Source organism: Inquilinus limosus, from assembly GCF_051487185.1.
Lineage (GTDB): Bacteria > Pseudomonadota > Alphaproteobacteria > DSM-16000 > Inquilinaceae > Inquilinus > Inquilinus limosus_F.
Genome location: NZ_JAHVDK010000015.1, coordinates 29316 through 50476 on the forward strand (window position 1 = coordinate 29316; position 21161 = coordinate 50476).

Annotated in this window: 20 protein-coding genes; 13 read left to right on the plus strand and 7 right to left on the minus strand. The window is 69.9% G+C overall.

Annotation, left to right across the window (positions count from 1 at the left end):
- Positions 1-162 precede the first annotated feature (162 nt).
- From KXR53_RS18125 to KXR53_RS18140, 4 genes are read left to right on the plus strand one after another with little or no spacing between them, the layout of a single operon-like run.
- Entirely contained in the window at positions 163-663 is a 501-nt protein-coding gene (locus KXR53_RS18125) for a 2Fe-2S iron-sulfur cluster-binding protein (RefSeq protein ID WP_437376791.1), read from the plus strand.
- A 1-nt stretch (position 664) separates the two neighbouring features.
- Positions 665-1651: an FAD binding domain-containing protein gene (locus KXR53_RS18130; protein WP_437376647.1), complete on the plus strand. Its 987-nt coding sequence runs from the start codon at positions 665-667 to the stop codon at positions 1649-1651.
- Between the two features lie 7 nt (positions 1652-1658).
- Complete coding sequence (locus tag KXR53_RS18135; protein WP_437376648.1) at positions 1659-3857, plus strand: xanthine dehydrogenase family protein molybdopterin-binding subunit; 2199 nt, start codon at positions 1659-1661, stop codon at positions 3855-3857.
- A gap of 10 nt (positions 3858-3867) precedes the next feature.
- Positions 3868-5280, plus strand: a complete 1413-nt coding sequence (locus tag KXR53_RS18140) for an LVIVD repeat-containing protein (protein WP_437376649.1) — start codon at positions 3868-3870, stop codon at positions 5278-5280.
- Between the two features lie 149 nt (positions 5281-5429).
- Here the strand turns inward: KXR53_RS18140 and KXR53_RS18145 are convergent, their stop codons facing one another.
- The 4 genes from KXR53_RS18145 to KXR53_RS18160 all read right to left on the minus strand — a co-directional run bounded on the left by KXR53_RS18145 (position 5430) and on the right by KXR53_RS18160 (position 8761).
- Positions 5430-5822: a nuclear transport factor 2 family protein gene (locus KXR53_RS18145; protein WP_437376650.1), complete on the minus strand. Its 393-nt coding sequence runs from the start codon at positions 5820-5822 to the stop codon at positions 5430-5432.
- 7 nt (positions 5823-5829) lie between these two features.
- Complete coding sequence (gene pyk, locus KXR53_RS18150; RefSeq protein ID WP_437376651.1) at positions 5830-7269, minus strand: pyruvate kinase; 1440 nt, start codon at positions 7267-7269, stop codon at positions 5830-5832.
- Between the two features lie 213 nt (positions 7270-7482).
- The gene (locus KXR53_RS18155; RefSeq protein ID WP_437376652.1) at positions 7483-7872 is read right to left on the minus strand and encodes an ACT domain-containing protein; all 390 of its coding nucleotides are present in this window, start codon (positions 7870-7872) and stop codon (positions 7483-7485) included.
- A gap of 4 nt (positions 7873-7876) precedes the next feature.
- On the minus strand, positions 7877-8761 hold the full coding sequence (locus KXR53_RS18160; protein WP_437376653.1) for a DMT family transporter: 885 nt from the start codon (positions 8759-8761) through the stop codon (positions 7877-7879).
- Positions 8762-8906: 145 nt separating this feature from the next.
- Here KXR53_RS18160 and KXR53_RS18165 point away from each other — a divergent pair, with 145 nt between their 5' ends.
- Positions 8907-9839: a DUF6454 family protein gene (locus tag KXR53_RS18165; protein WP_437376655.1), complete on the plus strand. Its 933-nt coding sequence runs from the start codon at positions 8907-8909 to the stop codon at positions 9837-9839.
- A 99-nt stretch (positions 9840-9938) separates the two neighbouring features.
- The gene (locus KXR53_RS18170) at positions 9939-10853 is read left to right on the plus strand and encodes an alpha/beta fold hydrolase (RefSeq protein ID WP_437376656.1); all 915 of its coding nucleotides are present in this window, start codon (positions 9939-9941) and stop codon (positions 10851-10853) included.
- A 142-nt stretch (positions 10854-10995) separates the two neighbouring features.
- Here KXR53_RS18170 and KXR53_RS18175 read toward each other — a convergent pair whose 3' ends face one another.
- Positions 10996-12027 (minus strand): alpha/beta fold hydrolase, encoded by a 1032-nt coding sequence (locus tag KXR53_RS18175; RefSeq protein WP_437376657.1) that lies wholly within the window; start codon positions 12025-12027, stop codon positions 10996-10998.
- 266 nt (positions 12028-12293) lie between these two features.
- Positions 12294-13091 (minus strand): SDR family NAD(P)-dependent oxidoreductase, encoded by a 798-nt coding sequence (locus KXR53_RS18180; protein WP_437376658.1) that lies wholly within the window; start codon positions 13089-13091, stop codon positions 12294-12296.
- Between the two features lie 251 nt (positions 13092-13342).
- Between KXR53_RS18180 and KXR53_RS18185 the strand changes: the two genes are divergently transcribed.
- The 6 genes from KXR53_RS18185 (at position 13343) to KXR53_RS18210 (ending at position 19112) form a co-directional block, all read left to right on the plus strand.
- On the plus strand, positions 13343-15361 hold the full coding sequence (locus tag KXR53_RS18185) for a patatin-like phospholipase family protein (protein WP_437376659.1): 2019 nt from the start codon (positions 13343-13345) through the stop codon (positions 15359-15361).
- Positions 15362-15366: 5 nt separating this feature from the next.
- Entirely contained in the window at positions 15367-16191 is an 825-nt protein-coding gene (locus KXR53_RS18190; protein ID WP_437376660.1) for a hypothetical protein, read from the plus strand.
- 119 nt (positions 16192-16310) lie between these two features.
- On the plus strand, positions 16311-17099 hold the full coding sequence (locus KXR53_RS18195; protein WP_437376661.1) for an N-formylglutamate amidohydrolase: 789 nt from the start codon (positions 16311-16313) through the stop codon (positions 17097-17099).
- Entirely contained in the window at positions 17096-18265 is a 1170-nt protein-coding gene (locus tag KXR53_RS18200; protein WP_437376662.1) for a carboxylate-amine ligase, read from the plus strand. The genes KXR53_RS18195 and KXR53_RS18200 overlap by 4 nt, the downstream gene beginning before the upstream one ends.
- A 24-nt stretch (positions 18266-18289) precedes the next feature.
- Positions 18290-18592 carry a DUF1244 domain-containing protein gene (locus KXR53_RS18205; RefSeq protein WP_437376664.1) on the plus strand — a complete coding sequence of 101 codons (303 nt, stop codon included), beginning with the start codon at positions 18290-18292 and terminating at the stop codon, positions 18590-18592.
- Between the two features lie 271 nt (positions 18593-18863).
- On the plus strand, positions 18864-19112 hold the full coding sequence (locus tag KXR53_RS18210) for a DUF2312 domain-containing protein (protein WP_026870748.1): 249 nt from the start codon (positions 18864-18866) through the stop codon (positions 19110-19112).
- A gap of 71 nt (positions 19113-19183) precedes the next feature.
- Here the strand turns inward: KXR53_RS18210 and KXR53_RS18215 are convergent, their stop codons facing one another.
- Positions 19184-20056 carry a LysR family transcriptional regulator gene (locus KXR53_RS18215; protein ID WP_437376665.1) on the minus strand — a complete coding sequence of 291 codons (873 nt, stop codon included), beginning with the start codon at positions 20054-20056 and terminating at the stop codon, positions 19184-19186.
- Positions 20057-20230: 174 nt separating this feature from the next.
- On the opposite strand from KXR53_RS18215, the gene bla reads away from it, so the two are divergent.
- The gene (gene bla / locus KXR53_RS18220; protein WP_437376792.1) at positions 20231-21118 is read left to right on the plus strand and encodes a class A beta-lactamase; all 888 of its coding nucleotides are present in this window, start codon (positions 20231-20233) and stop codon (positions 21116-21118) included.
- Positions 21119-21161: the final 43 nt, after the last annotated feature.

The following is a 21161-nucleotide window of genomic DNA, read 5'->3' on the forward strand; positions in this document are numbered from 1 at the left end:
TTCGGCCGTCTCGCCCCGCAACCGGGGATGCTCATGGCCGAACTCGATGGCAATACCGGACCGACGCGCCGCTCCGTGCTGGAGGCCGGCGCCGCAACCAGCCTGATCTTCGCCGCCGCGCCCGTCGCGGCGCAGTCGCCGGAGCCCGCTCCGATCCGGACCATGGCGGTGCGACTCTCGATCAACGGGCAGGAGCGGGCGGTCGAGCTGGACACGCGGACGACGCTGCTCGACGCGCTGCGCAACACCCTCGGCCTCACCGGGTCGAAGAAGGGCTGCGACCACGGCCAGTGCGGCGCCTGCACGGTGCTGGTGAACGGCCGGCGGATCAACGCCTGCCTGACCCTCGCGGTGATGCATGAGGGCGACGAGATCACCACCATAGAAGGGCTGGCCCAAGGCGACTCGCTGCACCCGATCCAGGCGGCCTTCGTCGCCCGCGACGCGTTCCAGTGCGGCTACTGCACGCCGGGGCAGATCTGCTCCGCCATCGGCATGCTGCGCGAGGCCGAGGCCGGCTGGCCCAGCCACGCCAGCGCCGATGTCGCTGCATCCGGTCCCTTGACCGACGCCGAGATCCGCGAGCGGATGAGCGGCAACATCTGCCGCTGCGCCGCCTACCCCAACATCGTCGCAGCGATCCGCGACGTGGCGGAGGCCTGAGATGCAGCCCTTCACCTATGAGCGCGCGACAGATGAGCGAGAGGCGGCGGCTGCCGTCGCCGCCCGACCGGGCGCCCGCTTCATCGCCGGCGGCACCAACCTGCTCGACCTGATGAAGCTCGGGGTCGAGCGGCCGACCCATCTCGTCGACATCAGCCGGCTGCCGCTTGACCGGATCGAGCCGACGCCGGAAGGGGGCCTGCGGATCGGGGCGCAGGTGCGGAACGGCGACCTCGGCGCCGACCGGACGGTGCGGCAGCGCTATCCGGTGCTGGCGCAGGCGCTGCTGGCCGGGGCTTCCGGCCAGATCCGCAACAAGGCCTCGACCGGCGGCAACCTGCTGCAGCGCACCCGCTGTCCGTATTTCCAGGATCTCTCCGTGCCCTGCAACAAGCGCAGCCCCGGCTCCGGCTGCGCCGCGCTGGGCGGCTTCAACCGCATGCACGCGGTGCTCGGGGCCGGCGAGGACTGCATCGCCGTCCATCCCTCCGACATGGCCGTGGCCCTCGCCGCGCTCGACGCCCGGATCGAGACCGTGCGCCCGGACGGCGGGACGCGCAGCATCCCGGTCGGCGAGCTGCACCGGCCGCCCGCGACCACCCCGGATGTCGAGACCGCGCTCGGCCCCGGCGAGATGATCACGGCCGTGGTCCTGCCCCCGCCGCCGGCGGGCCGGCAGATCTACCGCAAGGTGCGGGACCGCGCCTCCTACGCCTTCGCCCTGGTCTCGGTCGCCGCCATCGTCGACGCCGCGGGCGGCCGCATCCGCGACGCCCGCATCGCCCTCGGCGGGGTGGCGCCGAAGCCCTGGCGCGCCGGGGAGGCGGAACGGCTTCTGGCCGGCGCCGCCGCGGCAGAGCGCAGCTACCGGGATGCCTCGGCGGCCGCCCTGGCCGACGCGCAGGGCCGCCCCGGCAACGAGTTCAAGATCCAACTGGCCCAACGGACGCTGCGGCACACTTTGGCCGCGGCTGTCGAGCGGGCGTGAGGGACGCATGGCGAAGGATGCTGCGGCGAACGGCGCCGTGATCGGGAAGCCGGTCGACCGGATCGACGGTCCCCTCAAGGTCACCGGGCGGGCGACCTATGCCTATGAGCACATGCCGAGCGACCGGCCGGCCTACGGGGTCATCCTGGGCGCGACCATCGCCAAGGGCCGGATCGTCGCGATCGACACGGCGGAGGCGGAGCGGGCGCCGGGCGTGCTGCATGTGATGACGCATCGCAACGCCCCGCCCCAGGCCGATTTCGGCCCGCCGGTGACCCCGACCGTGCCGGAGGTGTTCACCCGCGCCCGGCCCATGCTGGCGGACAACCGGGTGCACTATCACGACCAGCCGGTGGCGCTGGTGGTGGCCGAGAGCTTCGAGGCCGCCCGCGCCGCCGCCGGCCTGATCCGGGTCCGCATCGAGGAGGAACCCGGCGCCTATGAGATCGCCCACCGCTTGGCCGAGGCCTATGCGCCGCAGCGCACCAATGCCGGGATGCAGACCGACAGCGCCGTCGGCGATTTCGAGGGCGCTTTCGCCGCCGCTCCGGTGAAGGTCGAGGCCCTGTACCGGACGCCTTACGAGCACCACAACCCGATGGAGCCGCACGCCACGCTGGCGGTGTGGTCCGGGGAGGCGGTGACGATCTGGACCGGGGCCCAGACCCTGGCGAATTTCCGCGCCGGCATCGCCAACACGCTTGGCATCCCGCCGGAGAACGTCCGGATCGTCAGCCCCTTCACCGGCGGCGGCTTCGGCGCGAAGCTGATCGCGCATGCCGACACGGTGCTGGCCGCCCTGGCCGCGCGGATTCTGCGGCGACCGGTCAAGATCGCCCTGACCCGACAGCAGATGTTCGGCAATGCCGGGCATCGGGCGGAGATGATGCATCTGGTCCGCCTGGGCGCGGACCGGGATGGGCGGCTGACCGCGCTCGGCCACGACGTCTGCTCGGCCACCGCCCGGATCGAGGAGTTCTGCGAGCAGACGGCGGTCGTCACCCGGTCGCTCTACGCCGCCCCGAACCGGCTGACCCGGCACCGGCTGGTGCCGGTCGACCTCCGCCGCGGGGAGTGGATGCGCTCGCCCGGCGAGGCGCCGGGGCTGCTGGCCTTCGAATGCGCGATGGACGAGCTGGCGGAGCGGCTCGGGATCGACCCGATCGAGCTGCGCATCCGCAACGAGCCCGCCCAGGATCCCGAGCGCGGCGTGCCCTTCGCCAGCCGCAACCTGGTCGGCTGCCTGCGCGAGGGGGCGCGCCGCTTCGGCTGGGAGCGCCGCAGCGCCGCGCCGGGGCAGGTCCGCGACGGCCGCAAGCTGATCGGCATGGGCGTGGCGGCGGCGATCCGCCCCAACTACATCGGCGCCGCGACCGCCCGGGTGGCGATCGACGCCCGCGCCCGGGTGACGGCGCGGCTGGACATGACCGACATCGGCACCGGCACCTACACGATCCTGGCCCAGATCGCGGCCGAGCGGCTGGGCGTGCCGCTCTCGGCGGTGACGGTGGAGCTCGGCGACAGCCGGTTCCCGCGCACCGCCGGCTCCGGCGGCTCCTGGGGCGCGGCCAGCGCCGGCTCCGCCGTCCATCAGGCCTGCCTGGCCTTGCGGGCGAAGATTGCGGAGGCCGCGGGAACCGGCGACGGCACGCCGTCGGCGGATCTCCTCGCCCGCATCGCCCGGGACGGGCTCGAAGCCGAGGGTGCGTCCACCCCGATGACCGCGAACCCGGACTACAAGGCGTTCTCCCAGCACTCCTTCGGCGCGCAATTCGCCGAGGTCGCGGTCGATATCGACACCGGCGAGGTCCGGCTGCGCCGCATGCTGGCGGTGATCGACGCCGGCCGCCTGCTCAACGCCAAGACCGCGCGGTCGCAGGTCATCGGCGGCATGACCTGGGGCCTCGGCGCGGCGCTGATGGAGGAGACGCATCTCGACCCGCGGCACGGCCGCTTCGTCAACCGCGATCTCGCGGAATACCACGTCCCGGTCCATGCCGACGTGCCGGAGCTCGAGGTCGTGTTCCTGGAGCAGCCGGACGAACGCGCGAACCCGCTCGGCTCCAAGGGCATCGGCGAGCTCGGCGTCTGCGGCGCCGGGGCGGCGGTGGCCAACGCCGTGCACAACGCCACCGGCGTGCGGGTGCGTGATTTCCCGATCACGCTCGACAAGCTGCTGCCCGGCCTGCCGCTCGCGGATGTGTGAGGACCCGATCATGACGGATGAACGACTGACGCGACGGCGGATGCTGGGCGGGCTGGCGGCCGGCGCGGCCCTGGCGGCACCGGATCCCGGCCGGGCCCAGCCCCGCATCGCCGGAACGGCCCTCGCCAACGGCGCCTATGCCCATAATGTCGAGATCGTCGGCTACTCCGACCTCGACCACCGGCCCGCCTTCAAGATGGCGATCCGCGAGGTGGCGGGTCGCTGGTATCTCCACAGCGGCCATTTCTGGCACCGGGGCTGGAGCATCGTCGACGTCACCGACCCGGCCCAGCCCAGGGTGGCGCGCTTCGTCGAGCATCCGGGCGCGAATACCTGGACGCTGCAGGTCGACCTGCACGGCGACATCATGATCACGGCGCTGGAGAAGCCCTTCGCCAATTTCGGCGGCGATCCGGACGCGCCCTTCGACGAAGGCGTCGTGATCTGGGATATCGCCGACCCGCTGGCGCCGCGCCGGCTCGGCCAGTACCGCACCGGCGGCACCGGCACCCACCGCAACCTCTATGCCGGCGGGTCCTACATGCATGTCGCCGCCGGCATGCCGGGCTATCGCGGCAACATCTACCTGATCGTCGACATCTCCGACCCCGCCCGCCCGTGCGAGGCCGGGCGGTGGTGGGTGCCGGGCCAGCATGAGGCGGGCGGGGAGGCGGCCCCGACCCGCGTCGCCGCCGAGACCGGGCCGCATGCCGGCGGCCATTGCCGCTGCGGCGTGTTCTGCGCCGGATCGGGCGAGGACGTGTCGCTGCACGGGCCGCCCACCGTCGTCGGCGACACCGCGTATCTGCCCTACGGCGCGGCCGGCGTGGTGATCCTCGACATCAGCGACGTGTCCCGGCCGCGGCAGATCGGCGGCCTGTCCTTCAGCCCGCCCTTCCATTCCCGCTTCGGCGTGCACGGTGTGCTGCCAATCCCCGAACGGGGCATCGCCTTCGCCAATTCCGAGAACGTCACCTATGAGCGCGGGCCGGCGCACCACGCCTCGATCCTCGACATCTCCAATTCGGGCGAGCCGTTCCTGCTGTCCCTGTTCCCGGAGCCGATCCCGCCGGCGGAGGCGCCTTATGACGATTTCACCACGCGGGGCGGCTGGCGTGGGCCGCACAACATGAACCACCACCAGCACCACCCGGACGTGCAAAAGCAGGGCGACCTGTTCTACCTCGCCCATTTCAACGCCGGGCTTCGGATCTACGACGTCTCGAACACCCGGCTGCCGCGCGAGGTCGGCTTCTTCATCCCGCCGGAGCCGGCGCGGCGCTACGGGCCGATGCCGGAGGGCAAGCTGGTGGTGCAGACCGAGGATGTCCTCGTCGACCGGCGCGGCTTCATCTACATCACCGACAAGAACCAGGGGCTGTGGATCCTCCGGTACACCGGACCGGAGCCGGGGAGCGGTTAAGAGCAGCGGCCTTGATCCTCGTCATCGCGAGGCGCGCAGCGCCCCCTTAAGTTCAGAGGGGGCGATCCAGGGGCCAGGACCACTGGATGGCCACGCCCCTTCGGGGCTCGCCATGACGGGGCAATATTTCGGGTCGCTGAACGAGACCGTCAGTGAATCGTGCCGGCCGGCCTGGGCGGGGCGGCGGTGATCTCGCGCGTCGGGCCGGCCTGGTGGTGCACCAGACGCCAGCCTTCGGGCTCGCGGTGGAACAGGTTGGTGGCCGCCAGCCGGTTGTCGCCGATCTTCTCGATGCACAGCACCACGGCGGTGTCGCCGTAATCCAGCACCCGCACCGCCTCGGCCGTGATCCGCGGCGGGTCGCGCAGGATCGTCTCCCAGCTCTTCATCACCGCCTCGCGCCCCGCCAGCACCGGCCAGCCGGGATGGATGCAGGCGATCGGCTGACGGCGCGACCACAATGCTGCCATGGCGGCCGCATCGCCCCGCGCCAGGGCGGCGTAGAAGACCTGGTTGGCGGCGAGGGGCGAGTCGGTCAGCAACGGGCGATCAGTCCTCGATCCAGGCGATACGCAGCACATTGGTGTTGCCCGGGGTTCCGAACGGCACGCCGGCCGTCACCACCAGGCGCTGGCCGGGGGCGCCGATGCCGTCATGCCGGGCCAGGCGGCAGGCCTTGCCGACCATCTCGGTGAAGTTGTTGACATCCTCGGTGTGCACCGCGTGCACGCCCCAGCACAGCCCCATGCGGCGGGCGGTCTGCAGGTTCGAGGTCAGGCACAGGATCGGCACCTCCGGCCGTTCGCGCGCCGCGCGCAGCGTGGTCGAGCCCGAGGTGGTGTAGGTCGCGATCGCCACCGCGCCGATGGTGTGCGCCACCTGCCGTGCCGCGGCGGTGATGGCGTCGGCCGTGGTGTTCTCCGGGTCGTAGTGCACCGCGTCGAGGATGGTGCGGTAGATCGGGTCCTTCTCCACTCGCTTGGCGATGCGGTCCATCATCGTCACCGCCTCGACCGGGTATTCGCCCGAGGCGGTCTCGGCCGACAGCATCACCGCATCGGCGCCGTCGAACACGGCGGTGGCGACGTCGGAGGCCTCGGCCCGGGTCGGGGTCGGGGACGCGATCATGCTCTCCAGCATCTGCGTCGCCACGATCACCGGCTTACCGGCCTGGCGCGAGGCGCGGATGATCCGCTTCTGCAGCGACGGCACGTCCTCGGCCGGCATCTCGACGCCGAGATCGCCGCGGGCGACCATCACCGCGTCGGTCAGCTCGACCAGCTCGTCCAGATGCTGGATCGCCGCCGGCTTCTCCAGCTTCACGATCACCTGCGCCCGGCCGGCGATCAGCCGGCGCGCCTCGGCGATATCCTCCGGCCGCTGCACGAAGGACAGCGCCACCCAGTCGACGTCGATGTCGAGGGCGAAGCGCAGGTCGTCGCGGTCCTTGTCGGTCAGCGGCGACAGCGGCAGCACCGCATTCGGCACGTTGACGCCCTTACGGTCGGACAGGCGCGAGCCCGCCTCGACCACGGTGTCGGCGAAGTCCGGGCCGCAGTCGACCACCTTGAGGCGCACCTTGCCGTCGTCGAGCAGCAGGATCTGCCCGGGCTCGATCGCGGCGAAGATCTCGGGATGCGGCAGGGTCACGCCGGCAGCGTCGCCCGGGCGCTCCTTGAGCGACAGGCGGAAGCTCTGGCCTTCGGTCAGCCGCACCGGGCCCTCGGCGAAGGTGCCGAGGCGCAGCTTCGGCCCCTGCAGGTCGGCCATCACCGCGATCGGGTGATCGAACTCCCGCTCCACCTCGCGGATCAGGGCGAGGCGCGCGGCGTGGTCCTCCTGCTTGCCGTGGCTGAAGTTCAGCCGGAAGACGTCGACGCCGGCCTGGAACAGCCCGCGGATCGCCTCGGCCGAACTGCTGGCGGGGCCCAGCGTGGCGACGATCTTGGTCTGGCGCGTGCGGCGGAACGACGGGCGCTTCTTGGGCATGGCTGAACTCCCGGGTCTCGTGTCGGCGTGGCAAGGCCGGGCATGATGGGCCCGTCCCCCGATCCGATCGCGCCGACGGGCGGCAAGAAATCACATCCGCGGCCCTTCGCCAACGTCGAATGTGCGCGGAGCTTCCGATGTTACGTGGACTTAATATTTCGCTGTGGCCCCGATCCGGGCGGAAATGCCCAGCTCCGGAGCCGGTGTTGCGGATCAGACACGCAGCTCGTTTTGCCGCCGCAGCACCGCGGTCGCGGCCTCCAGGTCGCCAGCGCGCACCAGCAGGTAGTCAGTGTCATAGGTCGAGATCGCGAAGATGCTGATGCCGGCTTCGGCCAGCGGCGCCGCGAGTCGGGCCAGGATGCCGGTCAAGGCGAAGTCCAGCGGCCCCTCGACCTTGACGCCGCGCCAGCCGCGCTCGGCCTGCACGTCCGCGGGCACCCGGGCCTCCGGGCACACCACCGACAGCTCGTCGCGGGTGCGGCTGACGGTGACGAAGGGGTCGGACCAATCGACCCAGCCGGGCAGCGGCGCCGCGGCCGGCAGCCGGGCCACGGCCAGCGTCTCCGGCAGCAGGCTGAGGGTGAGGCGGGTCTCGGCCATGCGATCAGGCTCTCCGGGCCAGCAGGATGCCGGCCAGCACCAGGGCGCCGCCCAGGCCCTGGGCCGGGCCCAGCGGCTCGGCCAGGACGATCCAGGCCAGCGCCGCCGCGGCCACCGGCTGGATCAGCAGGGTGAGGGAGGAGAAGGCCGGAGGCAACCACGCCAGCGCATAGGTGATCAGGCTCTGGCCGGCGACCTGCGAGACCCAGGACAGGCCGAGCAGCACGGCCCAGCCGTAAAGGGTCGGCGGCAGGAACGACGGCTCCATCAGCAGCGCCAGCGGCAGCGTCGCTGCGGCGGCGACGGCGCTGGTCCACAGCATCACCGTGGCGACGGAGAAGCGGTCGCGCAGCCGGCCGACCGACAGGATGTAGCCGCCGTAGAACACGGCGGCGAGCGCGGCCAGGGCGTCGCCGGCCAGCCTGCCGTCGCCGAAGCCGCCGCCCTTCAAAACGATCACGCCGGCGACCGCCACGGCCAGGCCGGCGGCGAAAATCGGCCGGATCGGGGTGCGGAACAGGACGAAGGCGCCGAGGGTGACGAAGATCGGCGCCAGATTGGCCAGCAGCGTAGCGTTGGCGACCGAGGTGATGGCCAGCGCCCAGTGCCAGGCCACGAGGTCGGCGGCGATGAACAGGCCGGGCAGGGCCAGGGTGAGGCAGTCGGCCAGGTTCCGCGGCCGCGCCGCGTGGCCCCGCGCCCGCTCCGCCCGGTACCACAGCAGCAGGATCGGCAGGGCCAGGGCCACGCGCCAGACCGCCGTCGCGATCGGCCCCACCTCCGACAGGCGCACGAAGATCGGCGAGCTGCCGATCGCCAGCCCGCCCAGGATCAGGGCGGGCAGCGCCAGGCGCTGGGCGGGGGAGGGGGACAGGACGGCGTCGCTCATGGTGGCCGGGAGCTTATCTGCGGCGCCGGGCGCCGCACCATGCATCGGCGCGCAGGGGAGACCGGCGCGCCGCGCGGGCCGGTGCTATCATCAAACCGTCACGCCGCCGCGGCAGGATGCGCGCGCCGCATCCGGGGGATTCGCCATGCATCGTTTCGCCGCCCTGGCCGCCGGGATCGTCCTGGCCGCCGTCACCGCCGCCACCGCCGCCTCGGCCGGGCCGGACGATCTGGCCCGGCGCATCGAGGGGCTGTCGCGCTCGACCCAGTGGCGGCTGGTCGAGACCATCAAGGTGCCGTTCGATACCGAGCATCCGCAGGGCTTCGCCCGGGTCGGCGACGCGCTCTTCGTCTCCTCGGTCGAGATCACCGTGCCGACCAAGCGCTACGCCCAGCCGCAGGACGGTTATGACCGCGACACCGGCCAGGGCGTCGGCCATCTGTTCAAGCTCGACGACCAGGGCCGGCAGATCGGCCACATCACGCTCGGCGAGGGCTCGATCTACCACCCGGGCGGCATCGACTATGACGGGCGCTGGCTGTGGGTGCCGGTCGCGGAATACCGGCCGAACAGCCGGTCGATCCTGTACCGGGTCGACCCGCAGACGCTGGAGGCGGTCGCGGTCGGCCGCGTCGACGACCATATCGGCGGGCTGGTGCACGACACCGACCACAACACGCTGCACGGCGTCAGCTGGGGCTCGCGCCGCTTCTACACCTGGCGCCTGGACACGGAGGGCAAGGTCGACACGGCCGCCGCGCCGACCCGCACGCTGAACCCCGAGCACTATCTCGACTATCAGGACTGCGCCTATCTGCCGGTCGGCCGCGCCATCTGCACCGGCATCACCGAGTTCCGCCGCACGCCGGATTCGCCGGTCTTCGGCCTGGGCGGGATCGAGATCGTCGACCTCGCCGCCGGCCGGCCGACCTTCCAGGTGCCGGTGCTGCTGTGGACTGAGGACGGCACCGCCATCACCCGCAACCCGGTGCTGGTCGAGGCCACCGCCTCCGGCCTGCGCCTGACCGCGATGCCGGAGGACGACCGATCGCGGATCTTCGTCTACGAGACGCCCTGACTTTTTTGGAGGGCGATGTCGGGGCCGCCCTGGCGGCGGCGTCCTTGGGCCATAGCATCACGGCGGCTGCATGCCGCCGGCCCAGGGATGGAGCCCGACATGCTGAAGACGATCCTTTCCGGTGTTCTCGCGGCCGCGGCTCTCGTCGCCGCGCCCGCCGCCGCCCAGGCGCAGGCGTCGGCCGCGCCGCTTCGCAGCGGCCATGCCGAGGCCGGCGGCATCGGCTACTACTACGAGGTCCGCGGCCAGGGAGAGCCGCTGCTGCTTCTGCATGGCGGCCTCGGCTCGATCGACATGTTCGCGCCGCTGCTGCCGAGGCTGACGGAGACGCGGCAGGTCATCGCCGTCGACCTGCAGGGCCACGGCCGCACACCGCTGGGCGACCGGCCAATCGATCTTATGGCGATGGGCGCCGACATGGCGGCGATCCTGCGCCAGCTCGGATACGACAAGGTCGACGTGCTGGGCTATTCGATGGGCGGCGGCGTCGGGTTCCAGCTCGCGGTCCAGAATCCGGAGATGGTGCGCCGCCTGGCCCTCGTCTCGGCCGGCTATGCGCGGGACGGCTTCTATCCGGAGATGCTGCCGCAGCAAGCCGCGGTCGGTGCCGGCATGGCCGAGATGATGAAGGACACGCCGATGTACAAGTCGTACGTCGCGGTGGCGCCCAATCCGGGCGACTTCCCGCGGCTGCTCGAAGCCATGGGCGCGCTGATGCGCAAGCCTTACGACTGGTCGGCGGATGTGCCGAAGCTGACCATGCCGGTGATGCTGGTCTATGGCGACAGCGACATGTACCGGCCGGAGCATGTGGTGAAGTTCTACCAGTTGCTCGGCGGCGGGCTGCGCGACGCCGGCTGGCAGCGCGAGCACATGTCGCGGAACCGCCTCGCCATCCTGCCCGGCCTGACGCATTACGACATCTTCCTGGCGCCGCAGCTGGTGGAGACGGTGCTGCCCTTCCTGAACGGGGAGAGCCGCACCGCCGACTGGGCGGACCAGGCAGGGAAGTGACGCGGGGCCTCGAGTCAGTGGTCGCCGCCGCCCCGCCGCGGCACCACCAGCTCGACCGTCCTGTCGACGACCTTGTGGGTCGGATCGGCGAGCTCGACCATGGGATGTCCTTTGTGTAGCGGGGTGGAGGGGTGAAGGCCGGTCAGAACCGGTCCGCGTCGATCACCGCCTGGGCGAAGGCCTGCGGGGCCTCCTGAGGCAGGTTGTGGCCGATGCCGCCGGTCAGCGTCCGGTGCTCGTACCGGCCCGAGAACTTGCTGCGGTAGGCGGCAGGCTCCAGATGCGGCGCGCCGTTGGCGTCGCCTTCCAGGGTGATGGTCGGCACGCCGATCACCGGCGCCTCGGCCAGCCGGCGCTCAAGGTCGTAGCGCGCCTCCCCTTCGGCCAGGCCCAGCCGCCAGCGGTAGTTGTGGACCACGATGTCGACATGGTCCGGGTTGTCGAAGGCCGCGGCGCTGCGGTCGAAGGTGGCGTCGTCGAAGCGCCATTGCGGCGAGGCGATCTCCCAGATGAGCCGCGAGAAGTCGCGCCGGTTCTGGCTGTAGCCCTCGCGGCCACGCTCGGTGGCGAAGTAGAACTGGTACCACCACTGGAGCTCGGCCTTCGGCGGCAGCGGGCGCCGGCCGGCGGCGACGCTGCTGATCAGATAGCCGCTGACCGAGACCAGTGCCTGGCAGCGCTCCGGCCACAGCGCCGCGACGATGCAGGCGGTGCGCGCGCCCCAGTCGAAGCCGGCGAGGATCGCCTTCGGGATCTTCAGCGCGTCCATCAGGGCGATGACGTCGGCGGTCAGCGCGGCCGGCTCGCCGTTGCGGACCGTCGCATCCGACAGGAAGCGCGTGGTTCCGTAGCCGCGCAGATATGGCACGATCACCCGATATCCGGCGGCCGCCAGCAGCGGCGTGACCTCGGCGAAGCTGTGGATGTCGTAGGGCCAGCCGTGCAGCAGCAGGACCGGCGGGCCGTCGGTGGGACCGGCCTCGACGTATCCGACGTTGAGGTCGCCGGCGTCGATCTGTTTCAGCGGGCCGAAGGAAGCGCCGGGCTTTGCCGGAACCGCGCCCGTCGGGCCGGATTGCGCGGCCGCGGGCCCGATCGAGATGAACGGGGCCGCGGCCAGGGTCATCAGCGCGCTGCCGAAGAGGCGGCGCTGGCGGTCGATGTCTTCGGGCATGCGTCTTTCCTGCGGGATGGGAAAGGTCGGTGGGGTTTGCAGGAAATACTCGATTCATATCCGATTAAATAGTTCGGTAGTTATATAGGTGAAACTAGCCCAATGTATCAGCCTTACTATTCACTCGCATACGATTTGTATTGGAGAAGGCGTGCTGACCCCATGCTCGCGAGGCCGCGGACGAGTCCACGGCCCGGGCGAGAAGCCGTCCCTGGAAGCGAGCGCACCGATCCCCGAAGGCGGCGCGGCGGACGCGGCGGCGGGGCCTACGGCATGAACTGCCCGCCGTTGATCTCCACCATCTGGCCGGTGACGTAGCCGCTGGCGGCGTCGGAGGCGAGATAGAGGAAGGCGGCGGCGCATTCCTCGGCGGTGCCCAGGCGGTTCATCGGGATCGTCGCCTGCATCGCCGCCAGCTGCTCCGGCGTCGAGAAGCGCTCGTGGAACGGGGTGGTGATGACGCCGGGCGAGATGGCGTTGACCCGGATGTTGTCCTTCGCCAGCTCCTTGGCCCAGCCGCGGGTGGCGACGGCGACGAAGCCCTTCGACGCCGCATAGATCACCGAGCCGGTGCCGCCGCCGTGCCGCGCGGCGATCGAGCTGAGATTGATGATCGACCCGCCGCCGCCCTGCCGGCGCATCTGCGCGACGCCCTCGCGCATGAAGCGGACGACGTGGCGGACATTGAGGTCCAGCACCGCGTCGACGAAGTCGTCGCTGTACTCCGCGATCGGCACCCGCTTGACCAGGGCGCCGGCGTTGTTGACCAGCACGTCCAGCCGGCCGAAGGCGGCGACGGTCTGCTCGACCAAGCGCTGCGCCGTCTCGGGCTTGGTCACGTCGCCGGGGGCCAGGATCGCCTCGCCGCCGGCGGTCTTGATGTCGGCGACGACGGCCTCGGCCGCCTCGCGGCTGGCATTGTAGTTGACCGCCACCTTGGCGCGGTTCTGGCCGAAGGCACGGGCCGCGGCGGCGCCGATGCCGGTGCTGGATCCGGTGATCAGAACAGCCTTGCCGGCGAGATCCGGGAAGACGGGCAGGGCGGACAGGTCTGGGCTGGTCATCGGAACGCCTCTCGCTCAGGGAAGGGCGAGCACTATGTCAGACGAAACCGCAGCGTGCATCCACGTTGGGCGGTGCGACGCAATTGCTCGGAAGGGAGACGCGGACAGATCGGTCCTTACGCCTGATGCCGTATGGATTGCGTATAATAATGATGTTATATTGCAGGGAATTTGGGAATTTTATTGGTTTATTGCTATTGGCCGGGGAGCTTTCCGACGGATCTCCCCTGTTGCATTTGGGGAGAATTGCGATGGCTGAGGGGGAGGCCGCAAAGCCGATATTTGAGATCGGTCTGGCCCTGGCAGGGGCGATATCAGCTGGAGCCTACTCGGCAGGCGTCCTCGACTTCCTGTTCCAGGCCCTGGACCGCTGGGAGCAGGCGAAGAAGACGCAGCCTGACGACGTGCCGAATCACTCCGTCTGCATCAAGGTCGTCGCGGGGGCGTCAGCCGGGGCGATCACTGGCGCGCTGGGCATGGCCGCGCTGGCCGGCGGTCTGCGCCCGCCCGCGGGTCCGGGCCAGCGGCCGGTCGCCTACACCCTGCCTGCGCTCCATGATGCCTGGGTGGTGATGCCCGACCTCGCCTCGCCGACCGGGGGCGCGGACCTGCTGTCGATCAGCGACTTGCAGAACCAGACGCAGCCGATCTCATCGATCCTGAACTCGGCCATCCTCCGCGACATCGCGGATCGAGCCCTGCGACTGCCGGCCGGGACACCGGCCGTCGGCAACCTGCCTTATATCGGGGCACCGCTGCACATGTATCTGATGGTGTCCAACATGCGCGGCGTGCCCTACACCGTCACGTTCAAGGGCCAGGCCAATCAGGGACATGGCATGCTGTCCCATGGCGACCGCCTGCACTACATCCTGGACGGGTTGGGCGCAGGGACAGCGCCGAACAACTGGTGCGCCGCGGACCCGGCGATCACCCTCGGCATCAAGACGTTGCCCTCCGGTGCCGCGGCCATGCCGAACGGCTGGCGCGACTATGCGGAGGCGGCGCTGGCGTCCGCGGCTTTCCCGATCGGCCTGGCCTCGCGTGAGATCGATTCCGACGCTGATTCATACAATGGACGGCAATGGCCTGCGCTGCAGGGGGTGCAGGGGGCGAGCATCAAGCCGAGCTGGCCTGCATCCTGGAATGTCGGGCCGGGCTATCACTTCAGATACCTGACGATCGATGGCGGCCTGATCGACAACGAACCCTTTGAATACGCCCATCAGGGGCTGCTTCCGAACAACGCGACGGCGAATCCGCGCGCAGGGAACACGGCGGTCCGGGCCGTCGTGATGATCGACCCGTTCCCCGAGCCGCCGGCCCTCGGCCCCGAGGCGGCAGCGCTCGACGGCTCGCTGCGCAATGTCGCGATGTCGCTGTTCCCGGTTCTGAAGAATCAAGCCCGGTTCAAGCTCCGGGAACTGGTGTTGGCGCTGGACGAGACCGTCTATAGCCGCTGGTTGATCGCACCCCGCCGCGGCGATGATGGCAAAGTGGAGCGCTATGCCATCGCGACCGGGCTGCTCGGCGGGTTCGGCGGCTTCGCTGACCAGTCCTTCCGTGACCACGACTACCAGCTTGGCCGGCGGAACTGCCAGAAGTTCCTGCGGGACGTCTTCACCGTCGGTGCCCAGAATCCGATCATGCAGACATGGAGCCCAACCGCGCTTGGCAATCCGGCGTTTTCGTCCCTCGGCGCCGCCGGGCCGGAATACTGCATCATCCCGCTGGTGGGAGACGCCGCCGAGCCCATCAGCCTGCCGCCTTGGCCGCAAATCCCCCAAACCCGGCTGGCGACCCTGGAACGGCGGATCGCCGAACGGGCATCGATGCTCGTGCCGGGAGTCATCCGTCGGCAGATCAAGACCCCGCATATCCGTCTGGCACTGCGGACGCTGTGGAGCTTGAAGGGGGCGTCGCAACTGGCGGATTTCATCCATTGGACAGTGTTGTCGGACCTAGTAAGGCGCGACCAGATCGTTATGCCGTGGTCGCTGACGGACGATGAACGGCAGGTCTATGCCGAATTGGCCGCACCGAAATACGATTACCGCACCATCGCCGGCCTGGTGGTTTCGACGGGCCTTACCGACGCAGCTGTGGCAGGCGCCCTCGTCGGTTTGGCGGCGAAACAGAAGGGGCTGATCTGGCAAGGAAAGGTCCGGGACAGGGACGGCGAGAAGAACGGCTATGCCCTGAGCGAACGCCGACCAGGATGGTTCAGCCGCAACGCGCCGTGGGTCTTCGGCGAACCCAGTGTCGGATGACGGCCATGATCGCAACGCTTCTCGGGCTGATCCTGGTCTTCCTGATCCTGAGCGTGATCTGCTCCGCCATCCAGGAATTGATCGCGAATCTGCTGTCGTTGCGGGCGAGATCGCTTGAGGCGGTCCTGGCAAGCATGCTGGACGACCGCGAACGGACAAAGCTGGTCGACCGACTCTACAGCCATCCGCTGATCCGTGGCCTTTCCCCCACCGGACGTCCGTCCTATATCCCGCCGACGCTGTTCGGTGCCGCCGTCCAGGATATCGTCGCTGGCGAGGGTGTCATGCGCGCCGCGCAGACCGTCCCGGCGCTGACCATCCTTTGGCAGCAGGCCGGCGGCGATATCGCGGCGTTCCGGGGGTCGGTCGAAGAATGGTTCGACGACTGCATGGAGCGGGCGTCAGGTTGGTACAAGCGCCGAGCGCAATGGATGATGCTGGCCTTGGGCATGATCCTGGCCGTATCCCTGAATATCGACACGCCGAGGATCGCTTATGAGCTCATGCGCCTGTCCCCGGCGGATCAGCAGGCGATCATCGCCCGTGCCGAGAGTATCGCTGCCGGGCAGAAACTGCCCGATCCATCGTTGCAGGTGCTGGAGGGACTGACGATTCCCTTCGGCTGGAGCCAGCCTGGATTCTCGATCGGCGGCTCCTTGCCGAGGGGCTCGTTGGATTGGGGGGCTGCCTGGAGCGCCGCCATCCTGGGATGGGCTTTGACGGCCGTCGCCGTCTCCTGGGGCTCACAGTTCTGGTTCGATCTCCTGATCCGCTTCGTCAACATCCGCGCCGCCGGCCGCAAGCCAAAGGTCGATAAGAAGGATCAGTAGACGCCATCCCGATGTCCAGGCGACCGGCGAGACGGCAGCGTCGGAAAGGCTGGGTTCGGCAGGGAACCGGGATCGTTCACAATTCCATTTCGTGTGATCCGGCCCTAGGCTGCCGGCAAATGACTCTCATCGGACCCGACGATCCGCCGCCCTTCGAGCTGGTGAACCCCGACGGCAAGGCCTGCGCCCTGCTGGTCGCCGACCATGCCGGCCGGGCCTTCCCCAAATCCCTCGGCACCCTCGGGGTGGATCCGGGGGTGCTCGACCGCCACGTCGCCTACGACATCGGCATCGACGCCTTCGCCCGCCGCCTGGCCGAGCGGCTGGATGCGCCGCTGCTGCTGCACCGCTACTCCCGCCTGATCCTCGATCCGAACCGGCAGCTCGACGACCCGACCTCGATCTGCGCCATCAGCGACGGCGTTATCGTGCCCGGCAACGCGAAGCTGACGCGGGAAGAGGAGGCCGCCCGGGCTGACACTTTCTTCCACCCCTATCACGAAGCGATCGCCGAGCAGCTGGACCGCATGGAGGCGCGCTGCCCGGCCCCGGCGCTCTTGTCGCTGCACAGCTTCACGCCGGTGATGCGTGGCTTCGCCCGGCCCTGGCATGTCGGGGTGCTATGGCGCGACGACGGCCGCATCCCGCTGCCGCTGATGGAGGCGCTGCGCCGCGACCCGGAGATCACGGTCGGCGACAACCAACCCTATTCCGGCCGCAACGAGCATGGCTACACCATCCATCACCATGCCGAGCCGCGCGGCCTGCCGCATGTGCTGATCGAGATGCGGCAGGACCTGATCGCGGCCGAGGCGGATGCCGCGGCCTGGGCCGACCGGATGGCCGGGATCTTCGCCCCGATCCTGGCCGACCAAACGCTGTACCAGCCGCTGCAGGCGGTCGCATGACAGAGCCCGCTCTCACCCTCGGCATCGAGGAGGAGTATCTGCTGGTCGACCCGGCCAGCCGCGACCTGGTGGCCGACCCGCCGCCGGACCTCGTCGAGGCGCTGGAGAACCGGCACGAGGGCGCCGTCGCCCGCGAGTTCTTCCGTTGCCAGGTCGAGGTCGGCACCCCGGTCTGCCGCAGCATCGCCGAGGCGCGGACCGAGCTGACCCGCCTGCGCCGCTCGGTGATCGAGGAGGTGGAGCGGCACGGCCTGGCCCTGATCGCCGCCTCGACCCATCCCTTCGGCACCTGGCGGCCGCAGAAGCACACCGACCGCAGCCGCTACGACCAGCTGGCGCGCGACCTCGGCGTGCCGGTGCGGCGCCTGCTGATCTGCGGCACCCATGTCCATGCCGGGATCGAGGACCCGAATCTGCGCATCGACCTGATGCGGCAGGTCCGGTACTTCCTGCCGCATCTGCTGTCGCTCAGCACCTCCTCGCCGTTCTGGCAGGGCACCGACACCAAGCTGAAATCCTACCGCCTCGCCGTGTTCTCCGAGCTGCCGCGCACCGGCATGCCGGAGGAGTTCCAGAGCTATGGCGAGTACGAGGCGACGCTGGCCGCGCTGGTCCAGGCCGGGGTGATCGAGGATGGCAGCAAGATCTGGTGGGACATCCGCCCCTCCGCCCGCTTCCCGACGCTGGAGATGCGGGTCACCGATGTCTGCACCCGGGTCGAGGACGGGCTGACCGTCGCCGCCCTCTACCAGTGCCTGCTGCGCATGCTGTGGCGGCTTCGGGCCCAGAACATCGCCTGGCGCCGCTACCGCAGCGTGCTGATCGAGGAGAACCGCTGGCGCGCGATGCGCTACGGCTTCGAGGAGGGGCTGATCGACTGGGGCAAGGGCAAGCTCGTGCCCTATGCCGAGCTGCTGGAGGAGGTGCTGGTGCTGATCGCCGAGGATGCAGCGGCACTGGGCTGCGAGGCCGAGGTGATCCAGGCGCGCGACATCCTGGCCCGCGGCACCTCGGCCCACCGCCAGCTCGCCACATATTATGAGGCGCTGGCCCAGGGCGCCGACGAGGCCGAGGCGCTCCGCCGCGTCGTCGACCGGCTGATCCTGGAGACCAAGGAGGGGCTGTCGGGCGAAGTACCGCAGCACCCCCGTGCCGCCGCATCCTGAGTTCCGGAACCCGTGGACACCACTATGACCGAGATTGACGCCAAGACCCGCACCGAGTTGGAGGCCGCCGCCTTCCGCACCCTGGTCGAGCATCTGCGCCAGCGCACCGACGTGCAGAACATCGACCTGATGAACCTGGCCGGCTTCTGCCGCAACTGCCTGTCGCGCTGGTACCGCGAGGCGGCGGAGCAGCGCGGCATCCCTCTGCCGGACGCCGAGGCGCGTGAGATCATCTACGGCGAGCCGTACGAGAGCTGGAAGGCCAAGCACCAGAAGGAGGCGTCGGCCGAGCAGCAGAAGGGGTTCGCGGCCTCGCACAAACACTGACGCCGGCGAGCCTTTCGTCGGCTTTTCACAACCCGTCATCGCGAGGAGCGAAGCGACGTGGCGATCCAGGGGCCGGTGCCGCTGGATGGCCACGCCCCTTCGGGGCTCGCCATGACGACGGGGACAATGGCCGAATCAGACCGGGAAACAGCGGTCGCCGCCAGCCGGAATCCCGCGGCCGCGCTGGGCTGGGACAGCCCGCTTGCCGCCCCGGCGTGGCCGCTTTATGGTCCCGCGCCCTGAACGGACCATTCCCTTTGAAGGACCAGCCATGTCGGATGTCGGTGGTATCGCCGCGGATCGCCTGAAGTCGTTCATCGAGCGCATCGAGCGGCTCGAGGAGGAGAAGGCGGGAATCGCGGGCGACATCAAGGATGTCTATGCCGAAGCCAAGGGCACCGGCTTCGACGTCAAGATCATCCGCCAGATCATCCGCCTGCGGAAGATGGAGCAGGACGACCGCCGCGAGCAGGAGGAGCTGCTCGACCTCTATAAGCAGGCCCTCGGCATGTTGGAGTGAGAGCCCGTTTCGGAACTCTGGGCGGGCGCCGCGAAGCGCCCCTCCCATAATCCCCGGGCCGTATCGCCCGGCTATGCTGATTCGATCTCGGCCAGGATCCAGCGCCTGAAGGCCTGCATCGACGCCGTCTCCGTGCGCGATTTCAGGCGCGTCAGCCAGTAGCTGCCCGCGGGCGCCGCGATGTCGAAGGGCTGGACGATCCGTCCCGACTCGATCTCGTCGGCGAACATGGCGACCGGGACCAGCGCCACCCCGACGCCCTGCGCCGCCGCCTCCACCAGGGTCAGCGAGGAATCGAACATCCAGCCGCGGAGCTTCGGCGGCTCGATGCCGGCTGCCCGGAACCAGATGCTCCACTCGTCGACCCGGTAGGACCGCAGCAGCTGCTCGTTGACGAGGTCCGCCGGGCCGCGAAGACGTTCGCGGAGCGCCGGCGCGCAGACCGGCGACAGCGGCGCGGTCGTCAGGCGCAGCGCATCGGTGCCGTGCCAGGCGCCGTCGCCGAACCGGATGAAGTAGTCCAAGCCGTCGGCGAGAAACTCGGCCCGGTTGTTGTTCGTCTTGATGCGCAGATCCACCGAGGGATTCTGCTGCTTGAAGCTCTGCAGCCGCCGCAGCAGCCAGCCGGTCGCGAAGGTCGCGACCACGCCCACGGTCAGGATATCGTGGAAATTGCCTTCCTCGAGTTGGCTCAGGGTGGCGCTCATGCGGCGGAAAGCATCGGTCAGCACCGGCAGCAGCGCCTGTCCCTCGTCGGTCAGGGCGAGGCCCCGCGGCAGGCGTTCGAACAGGGTCACGCCCAGCGTCTCCTCCAGCGCCTTGACCTGATGGCTGATGGCGGTCTGCGTGACCCGCAGCTCCAGGCCCGCGCGGGTGAAGCTGCCGAGTCGGGCGGATGCCTCGAAGGCCCGCAAGGCGTTGAGCGGCATCTGCGAGACATCCATCGGCTCACCCGCCTGAGGCCAACCTTGGCTCATGTCTAAGCGGAGTATTCCTCGTTTGGCTAGGGGCATCGCGTCCGCCTATTCAGAGGGCGAGCGGCGGCCGGCGAGTCCGGCGCCGTTCCGGACAGGGCCCGTCCGGCAGCCACCCGAATCATGGAGACAGCATTGACGATCATGGTATCGCGCCGGCTGGCGCTGGCCGGTTCTCTGCTCGCGGTCCCCGCGCTGGCCTCTCTCCCATCGACGGCGCGGGCGCAGGCCGGCCGGGACGCCGAGGCCCGGCTCGCCGAACTCGAACGCGCACAGGGCGCCCGCCTGGGCGTCGCCGTCCTCGATCTCGCCACCGGGGCGCGCACTGCATATCGGGCCGACGAGCGCTTCCTGCTGTGCAGCACCTTCAAGGCGCTGGCGGCGGCCTTCGTCCTCGCCCGCGTCGACCAGAAGAAGGAGCAGCTCGACCGGCGGGTCGTGTTCTCGCGAAAGGATCTCGTGGCCACCGGGCCGTCGGTGATCGAACACCGCGTCGGCGGAGCCGGAATCACGATGGCGGAGCTGTGCGACGCGGCCGTGACCTACAGCGACAACACCGCCGGCAACCTCCTGCTCGCCAGCTTCGGCGGGCCGTCGGCGCTGACCGCATTTCTGCGGTCCCTCGGCGACGACATCTCCCGGCTGGATCGGATCGAGCCGGAGCTGAACGCCTATGCCGGGCCGGGCGACCCTCGCGACACCACGACGCCGGCGGCGGTGCTGGAGACGCTGCGCAAGCTCCTCTTCGGCGATGCGCTGTCCAGGCGCTCGCGCGACCAGCTGGCCGCCTGGCTGATCACCAACAAGACGGGTGACACCAGGCTGCGGGCCGGGTTCCCGGCGGACTGGTTGGTCGGCGACAAGACCGGAACCGGCGGCAACAAGGAGAAAAGCACCAACGATGTCGCCATCGCCTGGCCGCCGGGACGGGGGGCGGTCATCGTCACCGCCTATTGCGAGCTGCCGTCGGCGTCGTTCGAGCAGCGGAACGCGGTGATCGCCGAGATCGGGCGGATCGTCTCGCAGGCCTGAGCCGGACGGGGCGCCGCCACGGCGGCGCCCTATCTCACCGTCT